This window comes from Pseudomonas sp. ABa2 (assembly GCF_056676075.1).
This window is the reverse complement of the sequence record NZ_CM155239.1, coordinates 4043403-4066149: the sequence shown is the minus strand read 5'-3', so window position 1 is coordinate 4066149 and position 22747 is coordinate 4043403. Positions and strand designations below refer to the sequence as shown.

The 22747-nt window shown below is 67.0% G+C and carries 19 protein-coding genes; 6 read left to right on the top strand and 13 right to left on the bottom strand.

Annotation, left to right across the window (positions count from 1 at the left end; translation table 11 throughout):
- Positions 1–3: 3 nt before the first annotated feature.
- The 12 genes from AC1G9C_RS19875 to yaaA form a co-directional block, all read right to left on the bottom strand.
- The gene (locus AC1G9C_RS19875) at positions 4–651 is read right to left on the bottom strand and encodes an alginate O-acetyltransferase AlgF (protein ID WP_480408580.1); all 648 of its coding nucleotides are present in this window, start codon (positions 649–651) and stop codon (positions 4–6) included.
- A gap of 25 nt (positions 652–676) precedes the next feature.
- Positions 677–1810 (bottom strand): alginate O-acetyltransferase, encoded by a 1134-nt coding sequence (locus tag AC1G9C_RS19870; RefSeq protein ID WP_480408579.1) that lies wholly within the window; start codon positions 1808–1810, stop codon positions 677–679.
- A 13-nt stretch (positions 1811–1823) separates the two neighbouring features.
- A complete protein-coding gene (locus AC1G9C_RS19865; protein WP_480408578.1) occupies positions 1824–3275 on the bottom strand; it encodes an MBOAT family O-acyltransferase in 1452 nt (483 codons plus the stop codon).
- A gap of 119 nt (positions 3276–3394) precedes the next feature.
- Complete coding sequence (locus tag AC1G9C_RS19860) at positions 3395–4465, bottom strand: mannuronate-specific alginate lyase (protein WP_480408577.1); 1071 nt, start codon at positions 4463–4465, stop codon at positions 3395–3397.
- Positions 4466–4473: 8 nt separating this feature from the next.
- Positions 4474–5904 carry an alginate O-acetyltransferase AlgX-related protein gene (locus AC1G9C_RS19855; RefSeq protein WP_480408576.1) on the bottom strand — a complete coding sequence of 477 codons (1431 nt, stop codon included), beginning with the start codon at positions 5902–5904 and terminating at the stop codon, positions 4474–4476.
- An 11-nt stretch (positions 5905–5915) separates the two neighbouring features.
- A complete protein-coding gene (gene algG / locus AC1G9C_RS19850) occupies positions 5916–7475 on the bottom strand; it encodes a mannuronan 5-epimerase AlgG (protein WP_480408575.1) in 1560 nt (519 codons plus the stop codon).
- A gap of 11 nt (positions 7476–7486) precedes the next feature.
- A complete protein-coding gene (locus tag AC1G9C_RS19845; protein ID WP_480408574.1) occupies positions 7487–8941 on the bottom strand; it encodes an alginate export family protein in 1455 nt (484 codons plus the stop codon).
- 14 nt (positions 8942–8955) lie between these two features.
- Entirely contained in the window at positions 8956–10332 is a 1377-nt protein-coding gene (gene algK, locus AC1G9C_RS19840; protein WP_480408573.1) for an alginate biosynthesis TPR repeat lipoprotein AlgK, read from the bottom strand.
- Positions 10333–10336: 4 nt separating this feature from the next.
- Positions 10337–11500 (bottom strand): alginate biosynthesis protein Alg44, encoded by a 1164-nt coding sequence (locus tag AC1G9C_RS19835; protein WP_021441932.1) that lies wholly within the window; start codon positions 11498–11500, stop codon positions 10337–10339.
- 26 nt (positions 11501–11526) lie between these two features.
- The gene (locus tag AC1G9C_RS19830; protein WP_397496146.1) at positions 11527–13008 is read right to left on the bottom strand and encodes a glycosyltransferase family 2 protein; all 1482 of its coding nucleotides are present in this window, start codon (positions 13006–13008) and stop codon (positions 11527–11529) included.
- A 47-nt stretch (positions 13009–13055) separates the two neighbouring features.
- Positions 13056–14366, bottom strand: a complete 1311-nt coding sequence (gene algD / locus AC1G9C_RS19825; protein WP_021441934.1) for a GDP-mannose 6-dehydrogenase — start codon at positions 14364–14366, stop codon at positions 13056–13058.
- 683 nt (positions 14367–15049) lie between these two features.
- The gene (gene yaaA, locus AC1G9C_RS19820; RefSeq protein WP_021441935.1) at positions 15050–15829 is read right to left on the bottom strand and encodes a peroxide stress protein YaaA; all 780 of its coding nucleotides are present in this window, start codon (positions 15827–15829) and stop codon (positions 15050–15052) included.
- Between the two features lie 212 nt (positions 15830–16041).
- On the opposite strand from yaaA, the gene dmeF reads away from it, so the two are divergent.
- The 5 genes from dmeF to moaE all read left to right on the top strand — a co-directional run bounded on the left by dmeF (position 16042) and on the right by moaE (position 20222).
- Positions 16042–17013 (top strand): CDF family Co(II)/Ni(II) efflux transporter DmeF, encoded by a 972-nt coding sequence (gene dmeF / locus AC1G9C_RS19815; protein ID WP_480408572.1) that lies wholly within the window; start codon positions 16042–16044, stop codon positions 17011–17013.
- 293 nt (positions 17014–17306) lie between these two features.
- Positions 17307–18698: a PhoH family protein gene (locus AC1G9C_RS19810; RefSeq protein WP_021441937.1), complete on the top strand. Its 1392-nt coding sequence runs from the start codon at positions 17307–17309 to the stop codon at positions 18696–18698.
- Positions 18699–18932: 234 nt separating this feature from the next.
- Positions 18933–19409: a cyclic pyranopterin monophosphate synthase MoaC gene (gene moaC / locus AC1G9C_RS19805; RefSeq protein ID WP_122108283.1), complete on the top strand. Its 477-nt coding sequence runs from the start codon at positions 18933–18935 to the stop codon at positions 19407–19409.
- Complete coding sequence (locus AC1G9C_RS19800; protein WP_480408571.1) at positions 19406–19648, top strand: MoaD/ThiS family protein; 243 nt, start codon at positions 19406–19408, stop codon at positions 19646–19648. Before moaC ends, AC1G9C_RS19800 begins: the two co-directional genes overlap by 4 nt.
- 121 nt (positions 19649–19769) lie before the next feature.
- Positions 19770–20222 carry a molybdopterin synthase catalytic subunit MoaE gene (gene moaE / locus AC1G9C_RS19795; protein WP_457789211.1) on the top strand — a complete coding sequence of 151 codons (453 nt, stop codon included), beginning with the start codon at positions 19770–19772 and terminating at the stop codon, positions 20220–20222.
- 12 nt (positions 20223–20234) lie between these two features.
- Here the strand turns inward: moaE and AC1G9C_RS19790 are convergent, their stop codons facing one another.
- Complete coding sequence (locus AC1G9C_RS19790) at positions 20235–20399, bottom strand: hypothetical protein (RefSeq protein WP_021441941.1); 165 nt, start codon at positions 20397–20399, stop codon at positions 20235–20237.
- Between the two features lie 174 nt (positions 20400–20573).
- On the opposite strand from AC1G9C_RS19790, the gene AC1G9C_RS19785 reads away from it, so the two are divergent.
- Entirely contained in the window at positions 20574–22529 is a 1956-nt protein-coding gene (locus AC1G9C_RS19785; protein ID WP_480408570.1) for a bifunctional metallophosphatase/5'-nucleotidase, read from the top strand.
- The last annotated feature ends 218 nt before the right edge of the window (positions 22530–22747 follow it).

Sequence of the window (22747 nt, the reverse complement as noted above, 5' to 3'; positions counted from 1 at the left end):
TCCTCAACCGTCGATGGGGCGCTTGACCCACACCGGCGCCAACTTGCCCTGGGCGCCGGTGACGAACAGGCTGACCACCTCGCCGCGCTCCAGGGTCACGGGTTTGAGGTCGGCCACCTTGCGCTCGCCCTCGAACAGCGCCAGGCCGACCTTGACCGGGTTGATCTCGCGCTCGCCGCGGCCGTCGGGCTGCACATCGGCGACCACCGCGGTCTTGCCGTCGGCGGTCTTCAGGCTGAGCGGGCTGTCGCTGAGGTTCTGCACCCGCAGCAGCGCCTTCTGCTTGTTGCTGAACGCCGGTTCCTCGACCAGGCGCGGCGCGCTGCCGGTCTGGCTGACCAGGGTGTAGTAGTGGGCGGCCTGCAGCTGCACCGGCAATCGGGCGTTGCCGACCTGGGCCTGGTAGCTGCCGGCCGGCAGGTACTCGAAGTCGCTGGAGCCCAGCGGTGCGACCCGCTTGAGCTGCACCTCGCCGACGTTGACGTCGAGCTCGGCGTTGCCGGCGTTGTAGGCGCGAACGAAGGCCGAGCCCTTGGGTGCCTTGGGCCCGTAGAGGGCGCCGTCGTCGGCCTGGGCCTGGAACATGCCGAGGCCCAGGCCCAGGGCGCAGGCGCCCAGGGTGAAGCGGCGCAGGGTGGTTTGAGTGTTCATCGGATAGTCCTCCTTGGGGGATGAATCAGTGGCTGGCGGCAGCCAGCCCCTGGCGCTCGCCGCCGTCTTTCAGGGCGGCGAGCCATTGCGGGTCGAAGTCGGTGAGATCGCTGGTCATCGGCAGGTAGCGCTCGGGGAACTCCCAGATCACCAGCTGCGGTGGGGCGCTGTTCAGCTCCTCGCTCTGCAGGTACTTGAGCATCGGCACCAGCGGGCCGCCGCCTTCCTCGGCGTGGTTGGCCAGATCGCGCTGCAGGTGCTGGCGCAGCGCGCCGGCGAAGTTCCAGGCCGGGTTGGCGCTGTAGCTGGTGCCGACCAGCACCACCGGCAGGTCGGTCTCGGCGAACAGCGCGTCGCCGTCGCCGCCGGCGGCATGGGTCTGGCGCAGTTGCAGGCGGTCGGCGCTCGGCAGCAGGCTCTCGAACAGCGGGCCGAGCGGCAGGAAGCGGGTCAGGTCGCCCTGGTGCGCGCGGGTTTCCAGGGTCTCGGTGACGAACTCCTGCGGCTCGCCGCGCAGCTGCACGGCGCTGCGCACCACCTCGCTCAGGGCGCGCGCGGCGACCTCGGCGCCTTCCGGCGTCCAGTGGGTGTCGGTGCGCAGGAACATCGGCGCCTCACTCTTGGCCGCCTGCAGCGGGCCGAGCAGGTCCGGCGCGGCGATCCCGGCATTGCGCACCGCGCGATGAAAGCGCGGATACAGGCTGCGCTGCAGGGCGCTGGGCTGATGGGCGCCGGTGTGCTCCGGGTAGAGGCGGGTCTTGGCCGGGACTATGGCCAGCAGCAGCTGGATATCGCGATCTTGCAGCTGGCGCTGCACGCCACGGATCAGTGCCAGGTTGTCGCGCAGCTGGCGTTGAGCATCGACCACCGGGTCGAATTCCTCGTCCGAGTACAGCCAGCCGTCCTGGCCGATCACCAGGCCGGCGCGGCCTTCGCCGAACGCCAGGTATTCCAGGGCCGCCCACAGGTTGATGCCGACCTGCTTGAGCGGGAAGTGCTCGTCGTAGTGTCGCTCGAGGCTCTTGGCCAGGCTGCCGTCGAGCACGCGCGGTTCGGCGGGCGGCCTATAGTCCGCCAGGCCGCCGAGGGCGAGCAGGCTGGTGGGTACCAGCAGCAGGCTGAACAGCGCGACGTAGAGGGTGGTGACGGGGCGATTCATGGCTGACCTCCGCTCAGAACTGGAAGTAGAGGAAGGGGGAGTAGCTCTGCGCCGAGAGCTTGAGCAGCGAGGCGCAGAACAACAGCAGCAGGGCGCCGCGCAGCGCCAGCATGCGCAGGTCGACGGCCTGCAGGGTGACACCGGCGCTGGCCAGGGTCAGGCCCGGCGCATGGCTGCGGCTGGCAAGGAACTGGCGGGCGCCGTTGACGGCGATCACCACCCAGGCCAGCACCAGAGTGACCATCTGCAGCCCGCTGATCTGCGCCAGGGTCAGCTCGCTCGGGCGCCAGTCGCCGAAGGGCAGCAGCGCGGCGTACATGCGCCCGGCCACCTCCAGATTCTCGGCGCGGAAGATCACCCAGCCGAGCATCACCAGCAGCAAGGTGAAGGCCCATTTCAGCGGGTTGAACACAATCGGTGCGGCTTTCACGCCCAGCGCTCGTTCGACGGCCAGCCAGGTGCCGTGCCAGGCGCCCCAGATCAGGAAGGTCCAGTTGGCGCCGTGCCAGAAACCGCCCAGCAGCATGGTCAGAAACAGGTTGCGGTAGGTGTTGAAGGTGCCGTGGCGGTTGCCGCCCAGCGGTACGTAGAGGTAGTCACGCAGCCAGGTGGACAGGCTGATGTGCCAGCGCCGCCAGAACTCGGTGATCGACTGGCTGATATAGGGCTGGTTGAAGTTCTCCATGAAGCGAAAGCCCATCATCAGGCCCAGGCCGATGGCCATGTCGCTGTAGCCGGAGAAGTCGAAGTAGAGCTGCGCGGTGTAGGCGATCATGCCCAGCCAGGCGTCGCCGGTACTGGGGTTTTCCAGGGCGAAGCAGTGATCGACCAGCGGCGCCAGGCTGTCGGCGATGAACACCTTCTTGACGAAGCCCTGCATGAAGCGCGTGGCGCCTTCACTGAACTTGTCGAGGCTGTGGGTGCGCTCGGTGAACTGGTCGGCCAGGTCCTTGTAGCGCAGCACCGGGCCGGCGATCAGCTGCGGGAACAGGGCGATAAAGGCGGCGAAGTTGATCAGGTTGCGCGTCGGTTCGGTGTCGCGGCGGTACACGTCGATCAGGTAGCTGATCGACTGGAAGATGTAGAAGGAGATGCCGATCGGCAGGATCACCGAGGTGAGGACGAAGGGCTCGAGACCGAAGGATTCGAGCAGGGCGTTGATATTGGCCACGCCGAAGTTGGCGTACTTGAAGTAGCCCAGCGTGGCCAGGTTGCCGACCACCCCGGCCACCACCCAGCGGCGTGCCGTTTCGGTGCCGGCATGGGCCTGGATGCGCAGGGCGAAGACGTAGTTCCACAGCGTCACCGCGGCGAACAGCAGGAGGAAATCCACCCGCCACCAGGCATAGAAGGTGTAGCTGCCGACCAGGATCAGCAGATTGCGCCCGCGATTCGGGCACAGGTAGTACAGGCCGAGGAAGATCGGCAGGAACAGGAACAAAAAGACGTTGGACGAAAAGACCATCCGGGCTTCTCCGAAAATAGCCGGGGCAGCGCCCCCCTTTCCCCCCGCGAGCGGAGGGTTTGTTTTGCTGCGTCCCGTAGGCGCGAACTTGTTCGCGAAATTCGCGGCTCAAGCCGCGCCTACGGGCTTTCAAATACCTGGCTTACCTCGCCGCCGAGGCGGAAGCTGTTGAACGGCCCCATCGTCCGGTTCAGTTCGCGGGTCTGTTCGCTGCAGGCGTAGAGGCTGCAGTAGGGCGCCAGCCAGGCGTACTTGTAGTCCTTGCGCAGCTCGCTCATGTCCTGCTTGGCGCCGCTGCGTTGGGCGAACGCCGCCGGATCGCGCGCGCCTTGCAGCACGCGCTCGGCCAGGCGCTGCAGGGCGCCCTGGTTCTCGCCGCGCAGGTCGACGCCGTTGGCCCCGGCGAAGGCCGCGATCATCGCCAGCGGCGGCAGGGCGTAGTTGTGATAGGCCAGGGCGCGCTGGCTGCGGCGCATCTCGTTGGCCAGGTAACCCTGGTCGTCGACCTGACCCGCGGCGATGCGGAACTGGCCCACCGACCAGTCGAACAGGTCGCGGCGGTCAGCGATGACGGCCACCGCCATCACCGACCAGGCGGCCCAGTAGCTGTGGTTGTTGATCTTCTTCAGCGGCAGGTCGCTCCACTCGCGCACCGTGTGCTCGGCCAGACGCACGAACCAGGCTTCGATGCGCGCGCTCTGCTGCGGGTAGGCGGCCAGCGGCTGCGACGCGGAGAACTTCAGGCGCAGCCAGGCGCCGGCCAGGCTGCCGAGCGCCCATTTGCGCATCGACTTGCCGGTGTGGTTGAACTGCTCGGACGCCAGCGCATCGGCGCTGGCCCACTGGTCGAGCCAGTCGATGGCGCAGTCCAGGCGCCCCTGCTGACCGGTGCGCATATAGCCGGTGATCATCCGCCCGGCTTCCTTTTCCAGGCGGGTGATGGGCGCGGTCTGCGCGCGGAAGTTCTGCTCCGCCTGGCGGTTGAGCGTGGCGCGGGCGCTGCCTGAACCCTCGTATTTGCTGGTGAACTGCAGCTCACCGGTGTAGGGCGCAGGCGTCACCGGGCAGCTGGGCGCCTGGCCGCCTTGCTGCCGTACCGGCGCCAGGTAGCCGGGCGGCGGCTGCAGCGCGGCGAAGGCCGGAGCGCCGAACAGCAGGCTGGCGAGCAGGGCGGGGGCGAATCGCTTCATGGGCAACCTCAACTCCTGGGCTCGTGGCGGGCCACCCGCTGGCCGGCACCGCTCGGGCGCTGGCACAGGCTGGCCTCGACCTTGAGGTCGTCGGCGCTGTCTTCGGGTTTCTGGATTTCCAGGGCGAAGAAGTTCTGTTCGCCCCAGCCCGGCTCGTCGCGCAGCTCGAAGGCGAAACGGCCGTCGGTGTCGGCGGTGTCGGGTTTCTCCAGCTTGAGTTGCTCGCGGCGGCCGTTGAGGTACCAGACGGTAGCGTCGACGCGCTTGACCGAGGGATCGCTGAAGCGCAGGTCGAGCTGATGGCGCGTGCCGGCCAGGGTCAGCAGGCGGTTCTCGCCGTTGACCAGCACCTCGTTGCTGCCCGGGCGCAGGCGCGTCTCGGCGCTGAGCAGGGCGCTCTGGTCGCTGCAGCCGTTGTTCAGGGTGGCCATCAGCTGGCGGTGGATCTTGTCCGAGGCCAGGTCGTAGAGCGGCGAGAACTCCCAGATCAGGATCTTCGGCGGATCCTTCTGGAACGCCTCGCTGCCCAGGTACTCGAGCATCGCTCCTTCCAGGCCGCCGCCGGCGAAGGCGGCGTTGAGCACCTCGGCGCCCAGGTGCTGTTCGAGGAAACCGCCGAAGTTGTAGTTCTTGCCGCTGTGGCTGGTGCCGACCAGGGCGATCTTCGGGCTGCTCGCCTCGCCGAACAGTGCGTCGCCATCGCTGGCGTCCTTCGGCTCGGTGACGAACTGATCGACGTACTGCACCGCGTAGCCGGTGCCGCACAGCTGGCTGGCGACGTTCTGCATGGTGCCGGTCTTGCCCATCAGACCGACGCGCTCGGTGACGAACTCCTTGCGCGGAATATCTTCGAAGCCGGGGATGCGCTTGACCGTCTCGGCCACCAGGCGTGCGGTGCGCTCGGCGCCGTAGGGCGTCCAGTGCTGGTCACGGCGGAAATAGAACGCCTGGTCGCTGTCCTCGTCGGTCAGTGGGGTCAGATCCGGCACCCAGATACCGAGCTGCTCGAAGCGCGCCAGCGCCTGGCGGTAGTTGGCCAGCGCCTTGTCGTAGTCGAAGCGCTGGTAGTCGGCGGGCTTGAGCTTGCTGCGATTGACCAGGCCGCGGGTCGGTTGATAGACCACCACCAATTCCACGCCGCGCTGCTTGAGGCCGTCGCGCAGTTCCTTGAGGCGCTGGTAGCCGGTTTCGCTGGTGCCGAACTCGGTGCGCAGGTCTTCCACGCTGCGAAACAGCCAGCCTTCCTCGGCGTCCATCAGGGTGATGAAGTTCTTCATGTAGTTGCTGGTGTAGCGGCTGGCGTCGTGCGCGGCGGGGCACAGCGAGCAGCAGTCTTCGACCTGGTATTGCGGCGCCTGGCGCTCCTGCGCCTGCAGGGCACCGGAGGCGGCGGCGCAGGCCACGGCCAGGGCGAGGGATTTGAGCGGAGAAACGATCATGGTGGGCCTCGTCAATTGGTCATCTGCTCGGGATCGATCGGGTCGATCAGCACGGGCTGGCGCTGGCGCACCAGCAGGTCGAGGATCTGTTCCTGTTTTTCGCCGAGGATGCCGGCGAGCTGGATGCCGTTGCTCTTGCGCGGGGCGATCAGCTTGACCCGGTACAGCTCCACCGACAGCGGCGAGTCGATGTTGATCGGGCTGGAGCCGTTGCCGGCCAGGGTGCCGCCGACGATGATCATCGACACCTTGGTGTCGAAGGGATCGAGCTTGAGGTCGCGGTCGGTATCGGACAGGTCCTTGATGTGGCCGTACACGCCGGTCAGCTCGTTGAGCGCGGCGAGGTTGTCGTAGAGGCGAATGTTCTCGCTGTTGCGGATGCGGATGCCGTGGCGCCGGTTGCGCAGCACCTGGTTGCCCCACAGCAGGTTGTCGCCGCTCTCGTAGATGGTGATGCCGTCGGCATGGTTGCCGTGCACGCGGTTGTAGGCGATCAGGTTGCCGACGCTGTTACGGTCGATGACCACCCCGGAGAGCTTGTTGTCATGGCTCTCGTTGTTGATGATCCAGCTGTCGTTGACCTCGCGCGAAATGATGATGCCGTGCTTCTTCTTGGTCCCGAACACCTTGTTCTCGGCGATGATCAGGCCGTGCGAACGGTCGTGCGGGTCGATGCCGTAGACGATGTTGTCGCGGTAGGTATTGCCCTTGATCACCACGTTCTGCGCTTCGTAGCAGTAGAAGCCGTACCAGTGGTCGACGAACTCCGAATCGATCAGCCAGCCGGTCGGCTCCTCGCGCTTGAGGCGGGCATGCATGTTCGGCGTGTACTGGGTGATCGACACGCCGTAGGACTTGGAATTCGAATAGCCCAGGCTGGTCAGCACGCTGCCGGCGATGTACAGCTCGCTGCCGCCCCAGGACACCAGGAAGGGGCGGAACTCCTTGGGATCGCCGCGGAAGGTGGCCGGGCCCTTGTCGGCCTCGCGCCAGGCGGTGACGCGGGTGTCGGTGAGGAACATCAGGCCGTCGTTGACCAGGAAGGCGCCGCGTTCCTGCGACAGGCGCAGCTCGCGGGTCTCCTTGCCGACGTGCAGGGTCGCGCCCTGGGCGACCACGATCGGCAGGCGGGCGAGGTAGACGCCCGGCTGCTGTTCTTCGAACTGGCTGGCGGGCAGGGCCTTGGCCAGGTCCTGTGCGGTGACCAGGCCACCTTCGATGAAGATCGCCTGGGGCATGCCCTGCTGGCGCTTGACCCATTCGCGCAGGCGCTCGTTGCCGCCGGTGAAGTCCTTCAGCGCGTCCTGGCGCAGCATGCGCCGCACCGCCACGCGGCCCTTGTCCTGGCGCGGAATCTTGGCCAGCACGGCGTCCATGGTGTAGCCGGACAGATCCGGTAGCGTCGGCGCTTCCAGGTGCAGCGGCTCGGCCGGCGCACTGCGCACCCGGTAGTCGAACTGGTGCTCGCTCTCGGCGCCGAGCGCCGGCGGCGCGGCCAGCTGCACGGCGCCGAGCAACGCGCCTGCGCCGAGCAGGCAGAAGGCGAGGCGCTTGTTGATCCTGCGTGGCATGGGATCTCTCCTTAGAAGCGCCAGATGAAGTCGACGAAGGCGCGGTGCATTACCGAGTCGGTGCCGCGGCCATAGGCGTCGCCGGGCAGGAACACGCCGCCGCGCAGACGCACCAGGGCCGAACGCTCGTCGAGTCGTTCCGCCACCGAGGCCGGCAGCAGGCCCTGCTTGAAGTAGCGGGTCAGGACCAGGTCGACCTCCTGGCCGACGTCCTTCTCGCCCGCCACCAGCGGCGCGTCGACGCCGCTGTCGCCGATGTCCTGGTCGCCGTCGACGCGCCACAGGCGGTGGTAGACCAGGCTGGCGTCGTAGTCCTGGCCCAGCTGCCAGGAGCTGAAGGCGCTGGCCACCTGCAGGTTGGAGAGCTCGCCGCGGAAGGCCTCGCCGAAGCGGTGCAGGCGCGATTCGACGCCGGTGAAATTGGCGCGGTTGCTGTGTAGGCCGGTCTGCATGAACTGGCGCGACTCGTCCTCATCGCCGCCGCCACTGCCGCGGGCATAGGCCGCACCGATCTTCCAGTGCTCGTCGAGGCTGTAGCGCAGGCCGAGGTCCACCGCCCAGGCGTCGACGTCCTGGCTGCGCGAGCCGCTGGCCAGGCGTTCATCGCCGACGATCTGTTGCTGCAGCTGGTCGGTGTCGCCCTTGAGCCAGGTCATCTGCGCCCAGTAGTTGAGGCGGTTGCGCGAGTTGCGCTCGAAGAAGCCGCCGTCGGCATGCAGGCCGAACCAGGTGAGGTCGCCGGTATGGCGCTTGCTCAGCTCGTCGATGCGCTCGCCGACGCTGGGCAGGCTGCCGTCGTCGCGGCTGTGGTGCAGCTTGGCGCCGATGCGGTGGCCCGGCGTCCACTGGTAGGCGAGGCCGGCGAAGTAGTGGCGGCGGTCCTCGTCTTCCGGGGCCAGCTCGTCGAGGTCGGTGCGGTACTCGGAGAAGCGTTCGGCGACGCCGATATCGGCCTGCAGCAGGGTGCTGTCGAAGCGCCAGTGCAGGGCCTCGATATTGGTGTCCCACCAGGTGCCTTCGTCGCTGCGCAGGCGCTGGCGGCCGAAGCGCAGGCGCTCGCCGGGGTAGGCGGTGAGGCCGCTGTAGTCGACCCAGAACTCGCGCAGGGCCAGGTAGCTGTCGTCCGGCTGGCGCGCGTCGCTGCGGCTGCTGCTGGCGGCGGTTTCGCCGTCGTCGCCGGCGCGCTGCAGCGGGTCGGTCTCGATGGTGTCGGTGGCGGTCACCGCCTGGCCCATGGCGAAGGCGCTCCAGTCGCCGCGCTGGGCATAGGCCCAGGGGCGCAGGTCGAGACCGATGCCGTTGACGTCGCCGCCGTCGCGGGTGCCGAGGTCGCGGTCGTCTTCCGATTGCGCGGTGATCTTGATGTCCAGGCCGAAGTCGGTCTGGTTGTCGGTCGCCCAGGCGGTGCCGGCGGCGAGCAGGCTGGCACCGAGGCCGAGCTGGCTGACGATTCGATTGAACTGCATACGGGTGTCCTTGTTCATGGCTGGCTCGCCTGCAGGCTGTTCTGTTCGCGCCAGGCGTTGCCACGCGCCTCGCGCTCCTCTTGCAGCAGGCGCTGGGCCTCGGCCAGTTGCGCCGGGGTCAGGCGCTGGGCGATGGCATGGGCCAGCTCGTGGGTCTGCGGCGTGTTGCGCGGCAGGGCGAGCTGGCTGAAGACATAGGCATTGACCGGGTTGGGCTTGACGCCGCGGCCCTGGCTGAACATCTGCGCCAGGGCGAAGTCGGCGCTGAGCTGGCCGGCGCGGGCGGCGCTGAGCAAATGATCGAGCGCCTGTTGCGGGTAGACCTCGCCGAGGTAGCCGCGCAGGTAGAGCTGCCCCAGGTAGTAGTTGGCGCTGGGCTCGCTGGGCGCGGCCTTGCGCAGGTGCTCCTCGGCTTTCTTCGGCTCCTGCGGCAGCAGCTTGCCTTCGTAGTACAGGCGCCCGAGCAGCAGCTCGGCGCGCGGCAGGGCGGCGTCGCGGCCCTTGTCCAGGTAGCCGAGCAGGGTCTCGCTGTCGCCCTGCTGCGGGTAGTCGTAGAGCAGCCGCGCCAGGCTGACCCAGGCGGTCGGATGCTGTGGCGCGATGGCTTCGAGCAGCTCCTGTGCGCGTCCGGGCTGCGGCTGGCCGACTTCGGCATCGGCCAGCACCTGGGCCACGGCGTCGACCCGGTTGGGCGACACGCGGCCGGCGCGGTAGTCGGCCATCAGCTGTTCAAGCAGGGCGTCGAGCTCTTCGGCGCGCCCCTGCTTCTGGTACACCGTGGCCAGCTCGACGTAGCACACGTCGTTCGCCGCCAGGCCGGCCTGGCAGATGCGCTCGATTTCGCCCAGGTGCTGGTCGTAGCTGCCGTCGCTGCGGTAGACGAGGATTTGCGCCAGTTCGGCCTGCGGCAGTCCCTGCTGGCGCCAGTCATGGATGCGTTGCGATAGGTTCATGGCGGGGAAGTCCTGTGGGTAGAACAGGTAAAGCTCGGTCAGCGGCAGCAGCACGCCGGGCTCGCCGGCGCGGCTGGCGGTCTCCAGCAGTTCGGCCGCTTCCTGGCGCTCGGCGGAGCTGCTGCCGGGCTTGCGCGCCAGCAGCTTGCCGAGCCGCGCCTTGGCCCGCGGCGAACCGTCGAGGGCCTGGCGATAGACGCGCTCGGCCTCGGCCAGGTCCTGCGGCTGGCCGTTGGCGACATACAGGTCGGCCAGGCCGATCTGCGCTTCGTCGTAACCCAGTTCGGCGAGCTGGCGGAAATGCCGCTCGGCGGTCTGCTGGTCGCCGCGCTGCAGCGCCTCGCGGGCCAGGCGTTGATCGGGCAGACCGGCGCAACCGGCGAGGGCGGCGCTCACGGCCAGGCCGAGCAGGGCGGGGCGGAGAAGAGGCAGAGACATGGCGTTAACGTCCGGCGGCGATGGCCCGGTCGACCAGCCAGCTCAGCGACGGGCCGCGGTCGATGACCACGTCCACCGGCTGGCCGGCCAGGCTGGCGGGCAGGGTCTGTTCGGGCTTGATCTGCACGCGGATGTCGGCGGACAGGCCACCGTCGTGCAGGCTGCTGCTGACGATCTCGCCGCGGCGCGGCTGGTCTTCGCCGGCCACCTTGAAGCTCACCGGGGTACCCGGGCGGGCCTGTTCCAGGTGGCGGTAGGGGAAGCTGGCGCTGACGGTGGCGATGCCGTCCTGCGGCACCAGTTCGAAGATCACGTCGCCCTTGCTGGCGAACTGGCCGTCGGCCACCAGCTGGCGGGCGATCTTGCAGTTGCACGGGCTGGTCAGGGTGCCCTGCATCTCGCGGCTGAACAGTGCCTCGATCTGGCTCGGCTCGAGCTGCTCCTCGCCCAGATGGCCCTTGAGCATCTCCAGCATGCTGGTGGTGAAGGTGGCGATCGGCGCGCCTTTCTCGACGATGCCGTCGGGCTGCACCAGGCTCTGCACGCTGCCTTCGCGCGGCATGGTCACCTGCAGGGCGGGCAGGCTGATCTGCGCCGACTGGGCGTGGGTGACGAAGTACAGGCCGTAGATCGACTTGCCGATGTAGCCGAAGGCGGCCAGGCCGACGAGGAAGATCGCGGTGCTGAAGGTCACCGCGCGCAGGCGGCCGAACAGGCCCATGCCGCCGCCGGCACCGTTCTTGCGCGCCTTGGTGAAGTTCTCGCGCTGGAGGATGTGCAGCACCTCGCCGACGTTGACCAGCTCGCCGGCCAGGTGGGCGCTGATCAGGTGGCGCAGGGCGGCGGTTTCGCGGGTGCCGAGGTTGTGGAACTGGCAGCCGACGCGGCCCTGTTCGGGCTGCACCGAGCAGACCTGGAAATCCATGTCCAGGCCCAGCACCAGGCTGTCGAGCTGGAACTGCAGCTGGCCGCGATGGAAGTCGCCGACCTTGTGTGCGGTGCGTTCGCTGGCGAAGCTGAAGCCGCCGGCGGAGACATCCAGCAGGCGCACGTCGATGCGTTCGCGCTGGGCATTGCTGTAGCGCAGGCGTCCGGGCAGCTTGACCCGGGCGTGCTGGCGTTGGGCCTCGGACTCATGGACGACGTTGAGGTTGGCGACTGAGTTCATGGTGGCTAGTTCCTATTCGAGTTCGGTCATACCAGCGCCAACAGCGCGGCGATGAATACACAGGAGGCAGAGAAGGTCATGGCGCGCGACGACCAGCTGTTGAACCAGTTGGCGAAGCTGGACAGGCCGCGGTTGAGCTTGGTGTTCTGGCGCGTCCAGGACTGCTGGTCGAGGCGGAAGAACACGTAGATCTTCACCAGGGCGCCGACGATCTGGTTGTAATAGAGCAGCACCGGGTAGGCCGGGCCGACGCGGTGGCCGGAGAGCATCAGCAGCACTGTCAGAACCAGGCGCGTGCTGCCGATCCACAGCAGGTAGATCAACAGGTACATCAGGCTGTACTTGATGCTGGCGATGATCGCCACGCACAGGCCGAGCAGGCAGGTCCACATCGACACGCGCTGGTCCAGCAGCACCAGACTGGTGAAGGCGCCGAGGCGATTCAGGCCGAGGCGCAGGGCGCGCGAGTTCTGCCGCAGGTTGTTGCCGTACCAGCGGAACATCAGCTTGCGGCTGGCCTTGATGAAGCTCTTCTCCGGCGGATGCTCGACCGTGTTGATCGCCGCATCCGGCACGTAGAAGGTGTCGTAGCCCAGGCGCATCAGGCTGTACCAGCTGGACTTGTCGTCGCCGGTGAGGAACTGGAAGCGGCCCAGACGCCAGTGCTCGAGGTGATCGCTCTCCACGTCGCGGATGAACTCGGGGTCGGTCACCACGCTGGCGCGGAACACCGACATGCGCCCGGTCATGGTCAGCACGCGCTTGGAGAGGGCCATCGAGCACATGTTGAGGTGGCGCTGGGCGAAGCGCAGCTTGTGCCACTCGCTCATCAGGTAGCTGCCGCGCACCTCGCAGAACTCGTTGGTGGTCAGCCCGCCGACATTGGGGAACAGCTTGAACCAGGGCACGCTCTTGCTCACCACGCCCGGCTCGAGCACGGTGTCGCCGTCGATCACCGCCACCACCGCATCGCGATCCGGCTGCTGCCGGGAGATGGCGCGGAAACCGTGGGCCAGGCCGTCGCGCTTGCCGGTGCCGGGAATGCGCACGATGTTCAGCTTGACGTGCGCCGGCGGCTGGGCCTGGGCCCAGAGCGTCTTGATCAGCAGCTCGTCGGACAGCTCGACGATCGAACACACCACGGTACTCGGGTAGCCGCAGTCGATCGCCTCGCGGATCACCGAGCGATAGACCATGGCGGTGGTCAGCGCCTCGATGCGAAAGCTGGTCACCAGCAGAAAGACATGAGAGGGGTCGGCATCCTTGCCGAGTCTTTGCACCTTGCGGCGATACCAGGGGTACACCAGGTAGAGGAACAGGCAGCCGCGCACGAAATGCACGGCACCCATGGAATAACGCCAGATGCCGACGATGCCGATCAGCAGGAGGAAGTCCCGCGATTCGGGGTCGAACACCGTACGTGGCAGGGCCAGTGCCAGCAGCATCAGCGCGCTGAGGTACAGCAGCCAGCCGCTGGCGTGGTTGAGGCCGTTCTTGAGCTTGTCCATATGCGTCTCTCGGTACCCGCGCGCAGGGCGCGCGGGCACGCTTGGCCTTACCAGCAGATGCCTTCGGCCACGCCATTGCTGGCGTGCGGCATGAAGCCGACCAGGTCGATCACCCGCTTGCCGCTGGGTGCCTGCGCGGCCAGCTTGGCGAAACGCTCGTCGCCGTTGCCGAGGACGATGATGTCGGCCTTGGCGATCACCGCGTCGAGGTCGCTGCCCAGCAGCGAGGACACGTGCGGGATCTTCGACTCGATGTAGTCCCGGTTGGCGCCGTGGACGCGGGCGTATTCGACGTTGCGGTCGTAGATGCCCAGGTCATAGCCCTTGCCGATCAGCATCTCGGCCAGTTCCACCAGCGGGCTCTCGCGCAGGTCGTCGGTGCCGGCCTTGAAGCTCAGGCCGAGCAGGGCGACCTTGCGGGTGTCGTGGCTGGCGATGATGTCGAAGGCCTTCTGCACCTGGGCGGCGTTGCTGCGCATCAGCGAGCCGATCAGCGGCGCCTCGACGTCCAGGCTACCGGCGCGGTAGTTCAGCGCGCGCACGTCCTTGGGCAGGCAGGAGCCACCGAAGGCGAAGCCGGGCTTCATGTAGTACTTGGAGAGGTTGAGCTTGTGGTCCTGGCAGATCACGTCCATCACCTCGCGGCCGTCGACGCCGACCGCCTTGGCGATGTTGCCGATCTCGTTGGCGAAGGTGACCTTGGCCGCGTGCCAGACGTTGCAGGTGTACTTGATCATCTCGGCGACTTCGATGTCCTTGCGGATGATCGGCGCGTCCAGCTCGCCGTAGATGCTGGCCAGCAGGTCGCCGGAGGCCTTGTCCAGTTCGCCGATCACGGTCATCGGCGGGAAGTCGTAGTCCTTGATCGCGGTGCTCTCGCGGAGGAACTCGGGGTTGACCGCCAGGCCGAAGTCGACCCCGGCCTTCTTCCCGGAGCAATCCTCGAGGATCGGCAGCACCACGTTCTTCGCGGTACCCGGCAGCACCGTGCTGCGCACCACCACGGTATGACGGCCGGGCTTGTCGCGCAGGGCGTAGCCGATCTCGCGGCACACGCCTTCGATGTAGTTCAGTTCCAGGTCGCCGTTCTTCTTGCTCGGCGTGCCGACGCAGATGAACGACACGTCGCTCTCCAGCACGGCGGCGGCGACGTCGGTGGTGCCGCGCAGGCGACCCTGGCGCAGGCCCTGTTGCAGCAGTTCCTCCAGGCCGGGTTCGACGATGGGCGATTTGCCGTTGTTGATCAGCTCGATCTTGTGCGCGGAGATATCCACGCCAATCACCTCGTGGCCGCGGGCCGACAAACAACCAGCGCACACGGCGCCCACATAACCCAAACCGAAAATACTGATTCGCATGGTATTCACCTCGTCCGTTCGATGCGTTTTCAAATACTGGCCAAATGGCCAAAACTGTTCTGCGAACTTGCTGTTTGTGCGTCAGCAAGTTCCTTCAGGCATAAGTAGAGTGGGGCGCCGGAAGTGGCGCCAAATGTGGGCCTTTATATAAAGTGGTGGCCCTTGGGTATTGTCTGTGCGGCCCGAGTGGAGGCCTCTGTTTCGGTACTCTTGCGCGGGTGTCTATCTCCCTCTGGTGGCCCGTCTACTTTCTTCCGGGCGAAACCGCCCAGCGAAGGTTGATTCGCATGGTGGCAGTTTAAAATGGCAAGAAAGTTATGTATTGAAATGTGTTACGGGCTGTATGAGTGCATGACTTTTGCGATAGTTCCTACCGTTCGTCCTGTTCCTGAACGCAAGCTGAACGATTAATTGATCGCAAATTAATGGCAACTTGCAAATTGCACGATGGCACTTTGCAGTTTAATTGGCGTGCAATTAGCGGGTAACTAAGGACGGGCAATGGCTCGCGCTAAAACAGGCCGGCGTCGAAATTGCCAAGGCGTGCGGGTTTTGTTGGCGGGAACCAAGGTTCGTGGGGGCGCCACGGCTTCGATGGCCAGGGCTGCGGGACGGCCAGGCAGGCCAGTCGCTGCGGCGGCAGAGGAGGCGGCCGGGCAGAGCGCCGGGCCGCGACGCGAGGATCAGTCCTGCGGCTGGTCGCGCAGGAACACTAGGTTGTCTTCCTTGGAGTGCTCGGCCGAGTAGCGGTAGCCCTGGTAGTCGAAGTCCTTGAGGCCCTCGGGGTTGGTCAGGCGCTCCTTGATCACGTAGCGCGCCATCAGGCCGCGGGCCTTCTTGGCGTAGAAGCTGATGATCTTGTACTGGCCGTTCTTCAGGTCCTTGAACTCGGTGTCGATGATCCGCGCCTTCAGCGCCTTGCGCTTGACCGCGCCGAAGTACTCGGTGGACGCCAGGTTGAGCAGCACCTCGTCGCCCTGGGCGGCCAGCGCCTCGTTCAGCCAGCCGCTGATGCGCTCGCCCCAGAAGGCATAGAGATCCTTGCCGCGACCGTTGACCAGCTTGGTGCCCATCTCCAGGCGATAGGGCTGCATCAGGTCCAGCGGGCGCAGCACGCCATACAGGCCGGAGAGCATGCGCAGGTGGGCCTGGGCGAAGTCGAAATCGTCCTCGGAGAAGTCCTCGGCATGCAGCCCGGTGTAGACGTCGCCCTTGAATGCCAGCAGCGCCTGCTTGGCGTTGGACGGATTGAACGGCCGCTGCCAGCTGCCGAAGCGCGCGGCGTTGAGGCCGGCGAGCTTGTCCGAGAGGTGCATCAGTTCGGCGATCTGCGCCGGGCTGAAGTCGCGCAGTTGCTCGATCAGTTCCTGGGCGTGGTCGAGGTGTTCGGGTTGGGTGAAGCGCGGCGTGGCCGGCCGGGTCTCGTAGTCGAGGGTCTTGGCCGGTGAAATCACCATCAGCATGGACATCTGCTCCTGAAAGTCTGGCGGCGATTCTAGAAGCTGGGGCCGGGCAAGACCACCTATAGGGGCGATTGAGTCAGGACAACGACCGCAGCGCCCAGCCCGGAGGCAATCCGGAACCTGGTGTGCAGGAACGGGCGCCAGGCGCCGGCTTGACCCCGGGGCCGCCCCGGGGTTGTAGTGTGGCGGCGAACCTCGCACAGGGAGTCGTCATGACGAGCTGCAACCATTCGCGCTGGGAGCCTTCCCACGACTATCGCCCGCTGGAGTCCACGGCCGAGCGCCAGGCCTGGCGGGTCACCGCGCTAACCGGCGCGACCATGCTGGTGGAGATCGCCGCCGGCTACGCCTTCAACTCCATGGCCCTGCTCGCCGACGGCTGGCACATGGCCTCGCATATGCTCGCCATCGGTCTCACCGCGCTGGCCTACCTGCTGGCGCGGCGCTATGCCAACGACCGGCGCTTCGCCTTCGGTACCTGGAAGGTGGAGGTGCTGGCCGGCTTCGCCAGCGCCGTGCTGCTGCTGGTGGTGATCGCCCTGCTCGCCGTCGAGTCGTTGTGGCGTCTGTGGCGGCCGCAGCCGATCGCCTTCGACATGGCCCTGGCGGTGGCGGCGCTCGGCCTGCTGGTCAACCTGGCGTCGGCCTGGATGCTGCGCGACCAGCACGAGCATGGCCACGGCCATGCTGGGCACGATCACGATCACGATCACGATCACGATCACGATCACGCGCCGGCCGGCGGGCGCGATCTCAACCGCCACGCCGCCTTCCTCCATGTGCTGGCCGATGCCCTGACCTCGGTGGCGGCGATCCTCGCCCTGCTCGGCGGCTGGTGGCTGGGCTGGAACTGGCTCGACCCGCTGATGGGCGTGGTCGGCGCGCTGATCATCGCGGTGTGGGCCAAGGGCCTGCTGCTGGAGACCGCCAAGGTGTTGCTCGACCGCGAGATGGACAGCCCCCTGGTGGAGCGTGTGCGCACCGCGTTGGAGCAGGAGCACGACACCGAGCTGGCCGACCTGCACCTGTGGCGCGTCGGTCGCGCCCAGTACGCCTGCATCGTCAGCGTGGTGACCCATGGCGAAACCACGGCCGATCGCTACAAGGCCCGTCTGGCGGGCTTTGCCGAGCTGGTGCACGTCACGGTGGAGGTCAATCGCTGCGCCGAGGTCGGCCACGGCTGAGGGCGAAAAACGACGGGTGGGACTTCGGACTGTAACGGCGTCGCCGGAGCCCGCCAAGCGCTATTTGTCGCGGCGACAAATAAACCGGTAAAACCATAAAAAAACGTTTTTCTGTCACCTGAATTGGAGTAATTAAACAGCAAGACCGCCGAAACCTGCAGACAGGTGGCGGCCACTGGCCCTCACCTTGCTTGCACCTTCTCAGCCCCGGCACTGAGGAGTCGGCGGCCTCTCCGCGGCGCAGCACCGCCTTGGTATTGCGTCGCTTGGCTACTACAAGAAGGTGACCGAGTATGGATGACCACGGACGCTCCAAGCCCACCGCTCCAACCCTCTACGCCCTCGACACCAACGTCCTGATCCACGATCCGAACGCCTTGCTGAACTTCGAAGAGCACCACGTCGCCATCCCGATGACGGTGCTGGAGGAGCTCGATAAGCTGAAATCCGGCAAGCACGGCGTCGCCGCCGAATGCCGCCAGGCCATCCGCCTCATCGATCAGATCCTCGGTGTCGCCAGCCCGGACGACGTGGAGCACGGCGTACCCATCCAGCGCGGCAAGAGCGGCCCCTGCGGGCGTCTGTCGATTCTCATGAGCAAGCGCGCGGCGCCCATCACCTGGCTGCCGGAAGACCTCAACGACAACAAGATCATCAACCAGCTGGTGGAGCTGAAATCGCGTAATCCGGGGTTGTCCGTGGTGCTGGTGACCAAGGACATCAACATGCGCCTGAAGGCGCGCGCCTGTGGTATCGATGCCGAGGACTACCACACCGACCAGCTGGTGGACGACGTCTCCCTGCTGTCCAAGGGCTACCACGACATGACCGGCTCCTTCTGGGACCGCGTCAGCAAGGTGGAAACCCGCCAGGACCACGGCCGCACCTGGCACCGGGTGCAGCTCACCGACAACCTGCCGGCGGTGCATATCAACGAGTTCATCCTCGACGAGCAGGGCTTCGTCGGCTGGATCAAGGCGATCAAGGGCGACGAGCTGGTGATCCTCGACATGCACCAGGAGCCGCTGCTGCACCAGGAAGCCTGGGGCCTCAAGCCGCGCGACGTGTACCAGTCGCTGGCGCTGTTCGCCCTGCTCGACCCGGACATCCACCTGGTCAACCTGTCCGGCGCCGCCGGTTCCGGCAAGACCATCCTGGCGCTGGCCGCGGCCATCGAGCAGACCATGGTCAGCAAGCGCTACCGGCGCATCATCGCCACCCGCAGCGTGCAGGGGCTGGATCAGGAGATCGGCTTTTTGCCCGGCACCGAGGCGGAGAAGATGGAGCCCTGGCTCGGCGCCATCACCGACAACCTCGAAGCCCTGCACATGGACGACGAGAGCACCCACGGCAGCGTCGACTACATCCTGCAGAAGGTGCCGCTGCAATTTAAGTCGCTCAACTACATCCGCGGGCGCAGCTTCCAGCAGAGCCTGATCCTCATCGACGAATGCCAGAACCTCACCCCGCACCAGATGAAGACCATCATCACCCGCGCCGGCAACGGCTCCAAGGTGGTGTGCCTGGGTAACCTGGCGCAGATCGACACCCCCTACCTGTCGGCGCCCAGCTCGGGCCTGACCTACCTCACCGAACGCTTCAAGGACTTCCCCCACGGCGTGCACATCACCCTGCAAGGGGTGCCGCGCTCGATCCTCGCCGAATACGCGGAAACCCATATGTAGCGCTCGGGCTATTGAGCGCTCGCGCCCCTGTTCGCAAGAGCAGGGGCGTTGTTATTTGCGCGCCCTCTAGGAGCGGCCGGGCGGCGTTCCGCTTCAGCCGCGATGGTCGCGGATAAATCCGCTGCTACAGAAGCAGGGTGGAGTCCCGGCATATGACGCGGCATCGCTTTTTTATGCCTGCCAAATCCTGACCCAGGGGTTTACAATCGGCCGATCCCCGCCTGGAGCTTTCCCGTGCTGACTCACCTCGATTCCCAAGGCCGCGCGCATATGGTCGACGTCACCGACAAGGCGACCACCTTTCGCGAGGCCACTGCCGAAGCGCGCGTGCGCATGCTGCCCGCCACCCTGCAGATGATCGTCGCCGGCGAGCACCCCAAGGGCGACGTGTTCGCCGTGGCGCGTATCGCCGGCATCCAGGCGGCGAAGAAAACTTCCGACCTGATCCCCCTGTGCCATCCGCTGATGCTCACCGGGGTCAAGGTCGAGCTGAGCGCAGAGGGCGAGGATGCCGTGCGCATCACCGCGCGCTGCAAACTGTCCGGCCAGACCGGCGTGGAGATGGAGGCGCTGACCGCCGCCAGCGTCGCCGCGCTGACCATCTACGACATGTGCAAGGCGGTGGACCGCGGCATGGTCATCGAGAACGTGCGCCTGCTGGAGAAACTCGGCGGCAAGAGCGGCCACTACAAGGCGGAGGAGCCAGCATGATCCGCGTGCAGTATTTCGCCCGTTACCGCGAAGCCCTGGGCCGCGACGAGGAGCAACTCAGCGGCGATTTCGCCAGCCTCCACGAACTGCGCCTGCACCTGCTGGCCCGTGGCGGCGAGTGGGAGGTGCTCGGCGAGCAGAACCTGATGTGCGCGCGCAACCAGGAACTGTGCGGCCTCGACGAGCCGCTGGCCGAAGGCGATGAAGTGGCCTTCTTCCCCACCGTTACCGGCGGCTGATACCTCTTGTAGGAACGGTCGGGCGGCGTTCCGCGTAGGGTGGGCTTCAGCCCACCAATCGGCTCACCAAGAGCCCGCCGACCGACCCTGACCACAGCCCTCATCAAACGAGACACGTCGCATGACCATCCGCGTCCAAGCCCAACCCTTCGACCCCGGCAGCGAACTCAACGCCCTGCACGCCGCCAACCTCGGTATCGGCGCGGTGGTGAGCTTCGTCGGCTACGTGCGCGACTTCAACGAAGGGCGCGACGTCGGCGGCATGTTCCTCGAGCACTTCCCCGGCATGACCGAGAAGGCCCTGGCCAAGATCGCCGACGAGGCGCGCGCGCGCTGGCCGCTGCTGGGCATCGAGATCATCCACCGTATCGGTCGCCTGGAGCCGGGCGAGCCCATCGTCTTCGTCGGCACCAGCAGCGCCCACCGCCAGGCCGCGTTCGACGCCTGCAACTTCGTCATGGATTATCTGAAGACCCGCGCGCCGTTCTGGAAGAAGGAAGACACCAGCGAAGGCCCGCGCTGGGTCGAAGGCCGCTGCAGCGACCAGAGCGCCGCCGAGCGCTGGAAACGGTAGGGTGCGCCCGATCTACGCCAATGCCAGATGCACCCGTAGCGCAATCGGCACCAGCATCAGCAACACCCCCAGGCCGAGCACGCGCACGCCCCATTCGTGTTCGCGGAAGTTGAAGCCGACTCCCAGCAGCACGAAGCCGCCGATCAGCAGCACCAGCATCAGGTGAAAGTGATCCATCGCTCTTCTCCGCTTCGCTGTCCTGTTTTCAGCCTAGTCGCTGTGCCGGTCTGCGGCGCTGACCTGTGGCAATGAATGCCTGACCCGATTGGCGACAAACCGCGGCCCGATCGGTCGCTGCCGCTGTCGGCAGCTTGCTGCATACTTCGCCGCAGTCATCGTCAAGGATCGTCCATGCGCCTGTTTCCCACCCTGCTGCTCGCCGGCCTGCTGAGCGCCGCGCCGCTGGCGGCCGCCGAACGCAGCTTCACCATCCTGCACAGCAACGACTGGCAATCGCGCCTGCTCGGCTTCGGCCCCGACAACGAATACAGCCCGGCCACGCTGAACGACGACGACACGGTCGGCGGCGTCGCGCGCCTGGCCACCCTGCTGCGCGAGCGCCGCGCGGCGGCCGAGGGCGAGGCGGTGCTGCTGCTCGATGGCGGCGACTTCACCATGGGCACGCTGTTTCACACCGTCGCCCGCGAGATGGGCAGCGAGCTGCGCCTGATGAGCGAGCTGGGCTACGACGCCGCAGTGCTCGGCAACCACGAATTCGACTTCCGCCCCGCCGGCCTCGCCGCGATGATCGGCGCCGCGCACAGGGCCAAGGGCGAGGCGCTGCCGGCGCTGCTGTCGAGCAATATCCGCTTCGACCCCGCGCGCAAGGAGGACGACAGCCTGCAGGCGCACTTCGAGGCCGGGCGCATCCTGCCGTACCGGCTGATCGAGCGCGACGGCATCCGCTTCGGCCTGTTCGGCCTGCTCGGCAACAACGCCGTGGCGGTCAGCCCGATGATCAAGCCGGTGACCTTCGACGACCCTGTAGAGACCGCCAAGATCATGGTCGCCAAGCTGCGCGAGGAGGGCGCCGAGGTGGTCATCCTGCTCTCGCACATGGGCGTCACCCAGCAGGCCGACGGCAGCTGGCGCGGCGAGGAAGTGGAGCTGGTCGAGCAGGTGCCGGGCATCGACATAGTGGTCGGCGGCCATTCGCACGTGGCGCTGCCGCAGCCGGTGCTGGTCAATGGGCGTACCCCGGTGATGCAGGCCGGCTCGGAAATCCAGTACCTCGGCGAGCTGCGCATGAGCCTCGGCGCCGACGGTGTGCCGCGCCTGCGTGACTACCGCCTGCACCCGCTCGACGACCGCATCGCCGGCGATGCGGCGATCACCGCCCAGGTCGAGGACTTCAAGCAGGTGGTCAGCGAGCGCATGCTGGCGCCCAAGGGCTATCGCTTCGACCAGCCGCTGGCCAAGGTCGACCAGCGCCTCGGCCGCGACTTCACCGATACCACCCTGGCCAACCTGGTCACCGACGCCCTGCGCCACGCCGCCGGCGCCGACCTGGCCTTCACCGGCAACGGCACCATCCGCGACGACCTGATCAAGGGCCGCCACGGCGTGCAGAGCGTCTCCGACCTGTTCCGCATCGCCCCGCTGGGCATCGGCCAGTTCGACGACGAACCCGGCTACCCACTGATCAAGGTCCACGTCAGCGCGCGCGAGATCAAGACCATGCTGGAGGTGCTGCTGCTCGCCTACCAGCTGCGCGACAGCCGCAGCTACTACCCGCGGGTGTCCGGCGTGCGCTTCAGCTACAACCCCTGGCGCGTGCCGTTCGACCGCGTCAGCCGCATCGAGATCGGCGACCCGGTCAACGGCTACCGCGAGCTGGATCTGAACGACCCGCGCCTCTACAGCATCGGCGCCACCAGCTACGTCGGCAGCTTCACCTGGCTGGTGCCGGACCTGACCAAGGGCCTGCTCGACGTGGTGCCCAAGGACGCCGCCGGCCGCCCGCTGCCGCGCATCGAAGACGCCATCATCGACCAGGACCCGGACACCCCCGGCGTGCAGGAACTCAAGGAATGGCAGGCGTTGCTCGACCATATCCGCAACCTGCCGGACCTGGACGGCGACGGCCTGGCCGACATCCCCACCAGCGGCGCGGCGGCCGAGCAGCGCATGCTGCGCCAGCCCAGCCTGCACCCGGCCGAACTGCTGCGCCTGGCCGGCCCGCTGCAATGGGGCGCCAGCGCGGTGATCCTGTCCGGCCTGCTGCTGATCCTCTGGCTGCTGACCCGACCGCTGCGCCGCCCCAGAAGCGTCGAGCCAGCGGCGGCGTCGGGCGCATCGCCGGATTGATGCGCCGCCCTCAGGGGGCGCCGCGTGCACCAAGGCTCGACGCTTCGCCCGCAGGGTGCGCCGTGCGCACCGAGGCTCGACGCCCCGGCGCCTGCCCCGCAACCTTGCCAAGCCCCCACTGCCTCCGTATGGTGCAAGGCCGCCCGATCCGGAAGCGACGCCATGCTGGCTCAGCACAACCCATGCCCTGGCCGCGCCTCGCGGGCCGTAAATTTCGC

What these genes read in the sequence shown, in the direction of transcription:
- AC1G9C_RS19875 (WP_480408580.1), bottom strand. Translation starts at nt 651, where the DNA reads ATGAACACTCAAACCACCCTGCGCCGCTTCACCCTGGGCGCCTGCGCC.
- AC1G9C_RS19870 (WP_480408579.1), bottom strand. Translation starts at nt 1,810, where the DNA reads ATGAATCGCCCCGTCACCACCCTCTACGTCGCGCTGTTCAGCCTGCTG.
- AC1G9C_RS19865 (WP_480408578.1), bottom strand. Translation starts at nt 3,275, where the DNA reads ATGGTCTTTTCGTCCAACGTCTTTTTGTTCCTGTTCCTGCCGATCTTC.
- AC1G9C_RS19860 (WP_480408577.1), bottom strand. Translation starts at nt 4,465, where the DNA reads ATGAAGCGATTCGCCCCCGCCCTGCTCGCCAGCCTGCTGTTCGGCGCT.
- AC1G9C_RS19855 (WP_480408576.1), bottom strand. Translation starts at nt 5,904, where the DNA reads ATGATCGTTTCTCCGCTCAAATCCCTCGCCCTGGCCGTGGCCTGCGCC.
- algG (WP_480408575.1), bottom strand. Translation starts at nt 7,475, where the DNA reads ATGCCACGCAGGATCAACAAGCGCCTCGCCTTCTGCCTGCTCGGCGCA.
- AC1G9C_RS19845 (WP_480408574.1), bottom strand. Translation starts at nt 8,941, where the DNA reads ATGCAGTTCAATCGAATCGTCAGCCAGCTCGGCCTCGGTGCCAGCCTG.
- algK (WP_480408573.1), bottom strand. Translation starts at nt 10,332, where the DNA reads ATGTCTCTGCCTCTTCTCCGCCCCGCCCTGCTCGGCCTGGCCGTGAGC.
- AC1G9C_RS19835 (WP_021441932.1), bottom strand. Translation starts at nt 11,500, where the DNA reads ATGAACTCAGTCGCCAACCTCAACGTCGTCCATGAGTCCGAGGCCCAA.
- AC1G9C_RS19830 (WP_397496146.1), bottom strand. Translation starts at nt 13,008, where the DNA reads ATGGACAAGCTCAAGAACGGCCTCAACCACGCCAGCGGCTGGCTGCTG.
- algD (WP_021441934.1), bottom strand. Translation starts at nt 14,366, where the DNA reads ATGCGAATCAGTATTTTCGGTTTGGGTTATGTGGGCGCCGTGTGCGCT.
- yaaA (WP_021441935.1), bottom strand. Translation starts at nt 15,829, where the DNA reads ATGCTGATGGTGATTTCACCGGCCAAGACCCTCGACTACGAGACCCGG.
- dmeF (WP_480408572.1), top strand. Translation starts at nt 16,042, where the DNA reads ATGACGAGCTGCAACCATTCGCGCTGGGAGCCTTCCCACGACTATCGC.
- AC1G9C_RS19810 (WP_021441937.1), top strand. Translation starts at nt 17,307, where the DNA reads ATGGATGACCACGGACGCTCCAAGCCCACCGCTCCAACCCTCTACGCC.
- AC1G9C_RS19800 (WP_480408571.1), top strand. Translation starts at nt 19,406, where the DNA reads ATGATCCGCGTGCAGTATTTCGCCCGTTACCGCGAAGCCCTGGGCCGC.
- moaE (WP_457789211.1), top strand. Translation starts at nt 19,770, where the DNA reads ATGACCATCCGCGTCCAAGCCCAACCCTTCGACCCCGGCAGCGAACTC.
- AC1G9C_RS19790 (WP_021441941.1), bottom strand. Translation starts at nt 20,399, where the DNA reads ATGGATCACTTTCACCTGATGCTGGTGCTGCTGATCGGCGGCTTCGTG.
- AC1G9C_RS19785 (WP_480408570.1), top strand. Translation starts at nt 20,574, where the DNA reads ATGCGCCTGTTTCCCACCCTGCTGCTCGCCGGCCTGCTGAGCGCCGCG.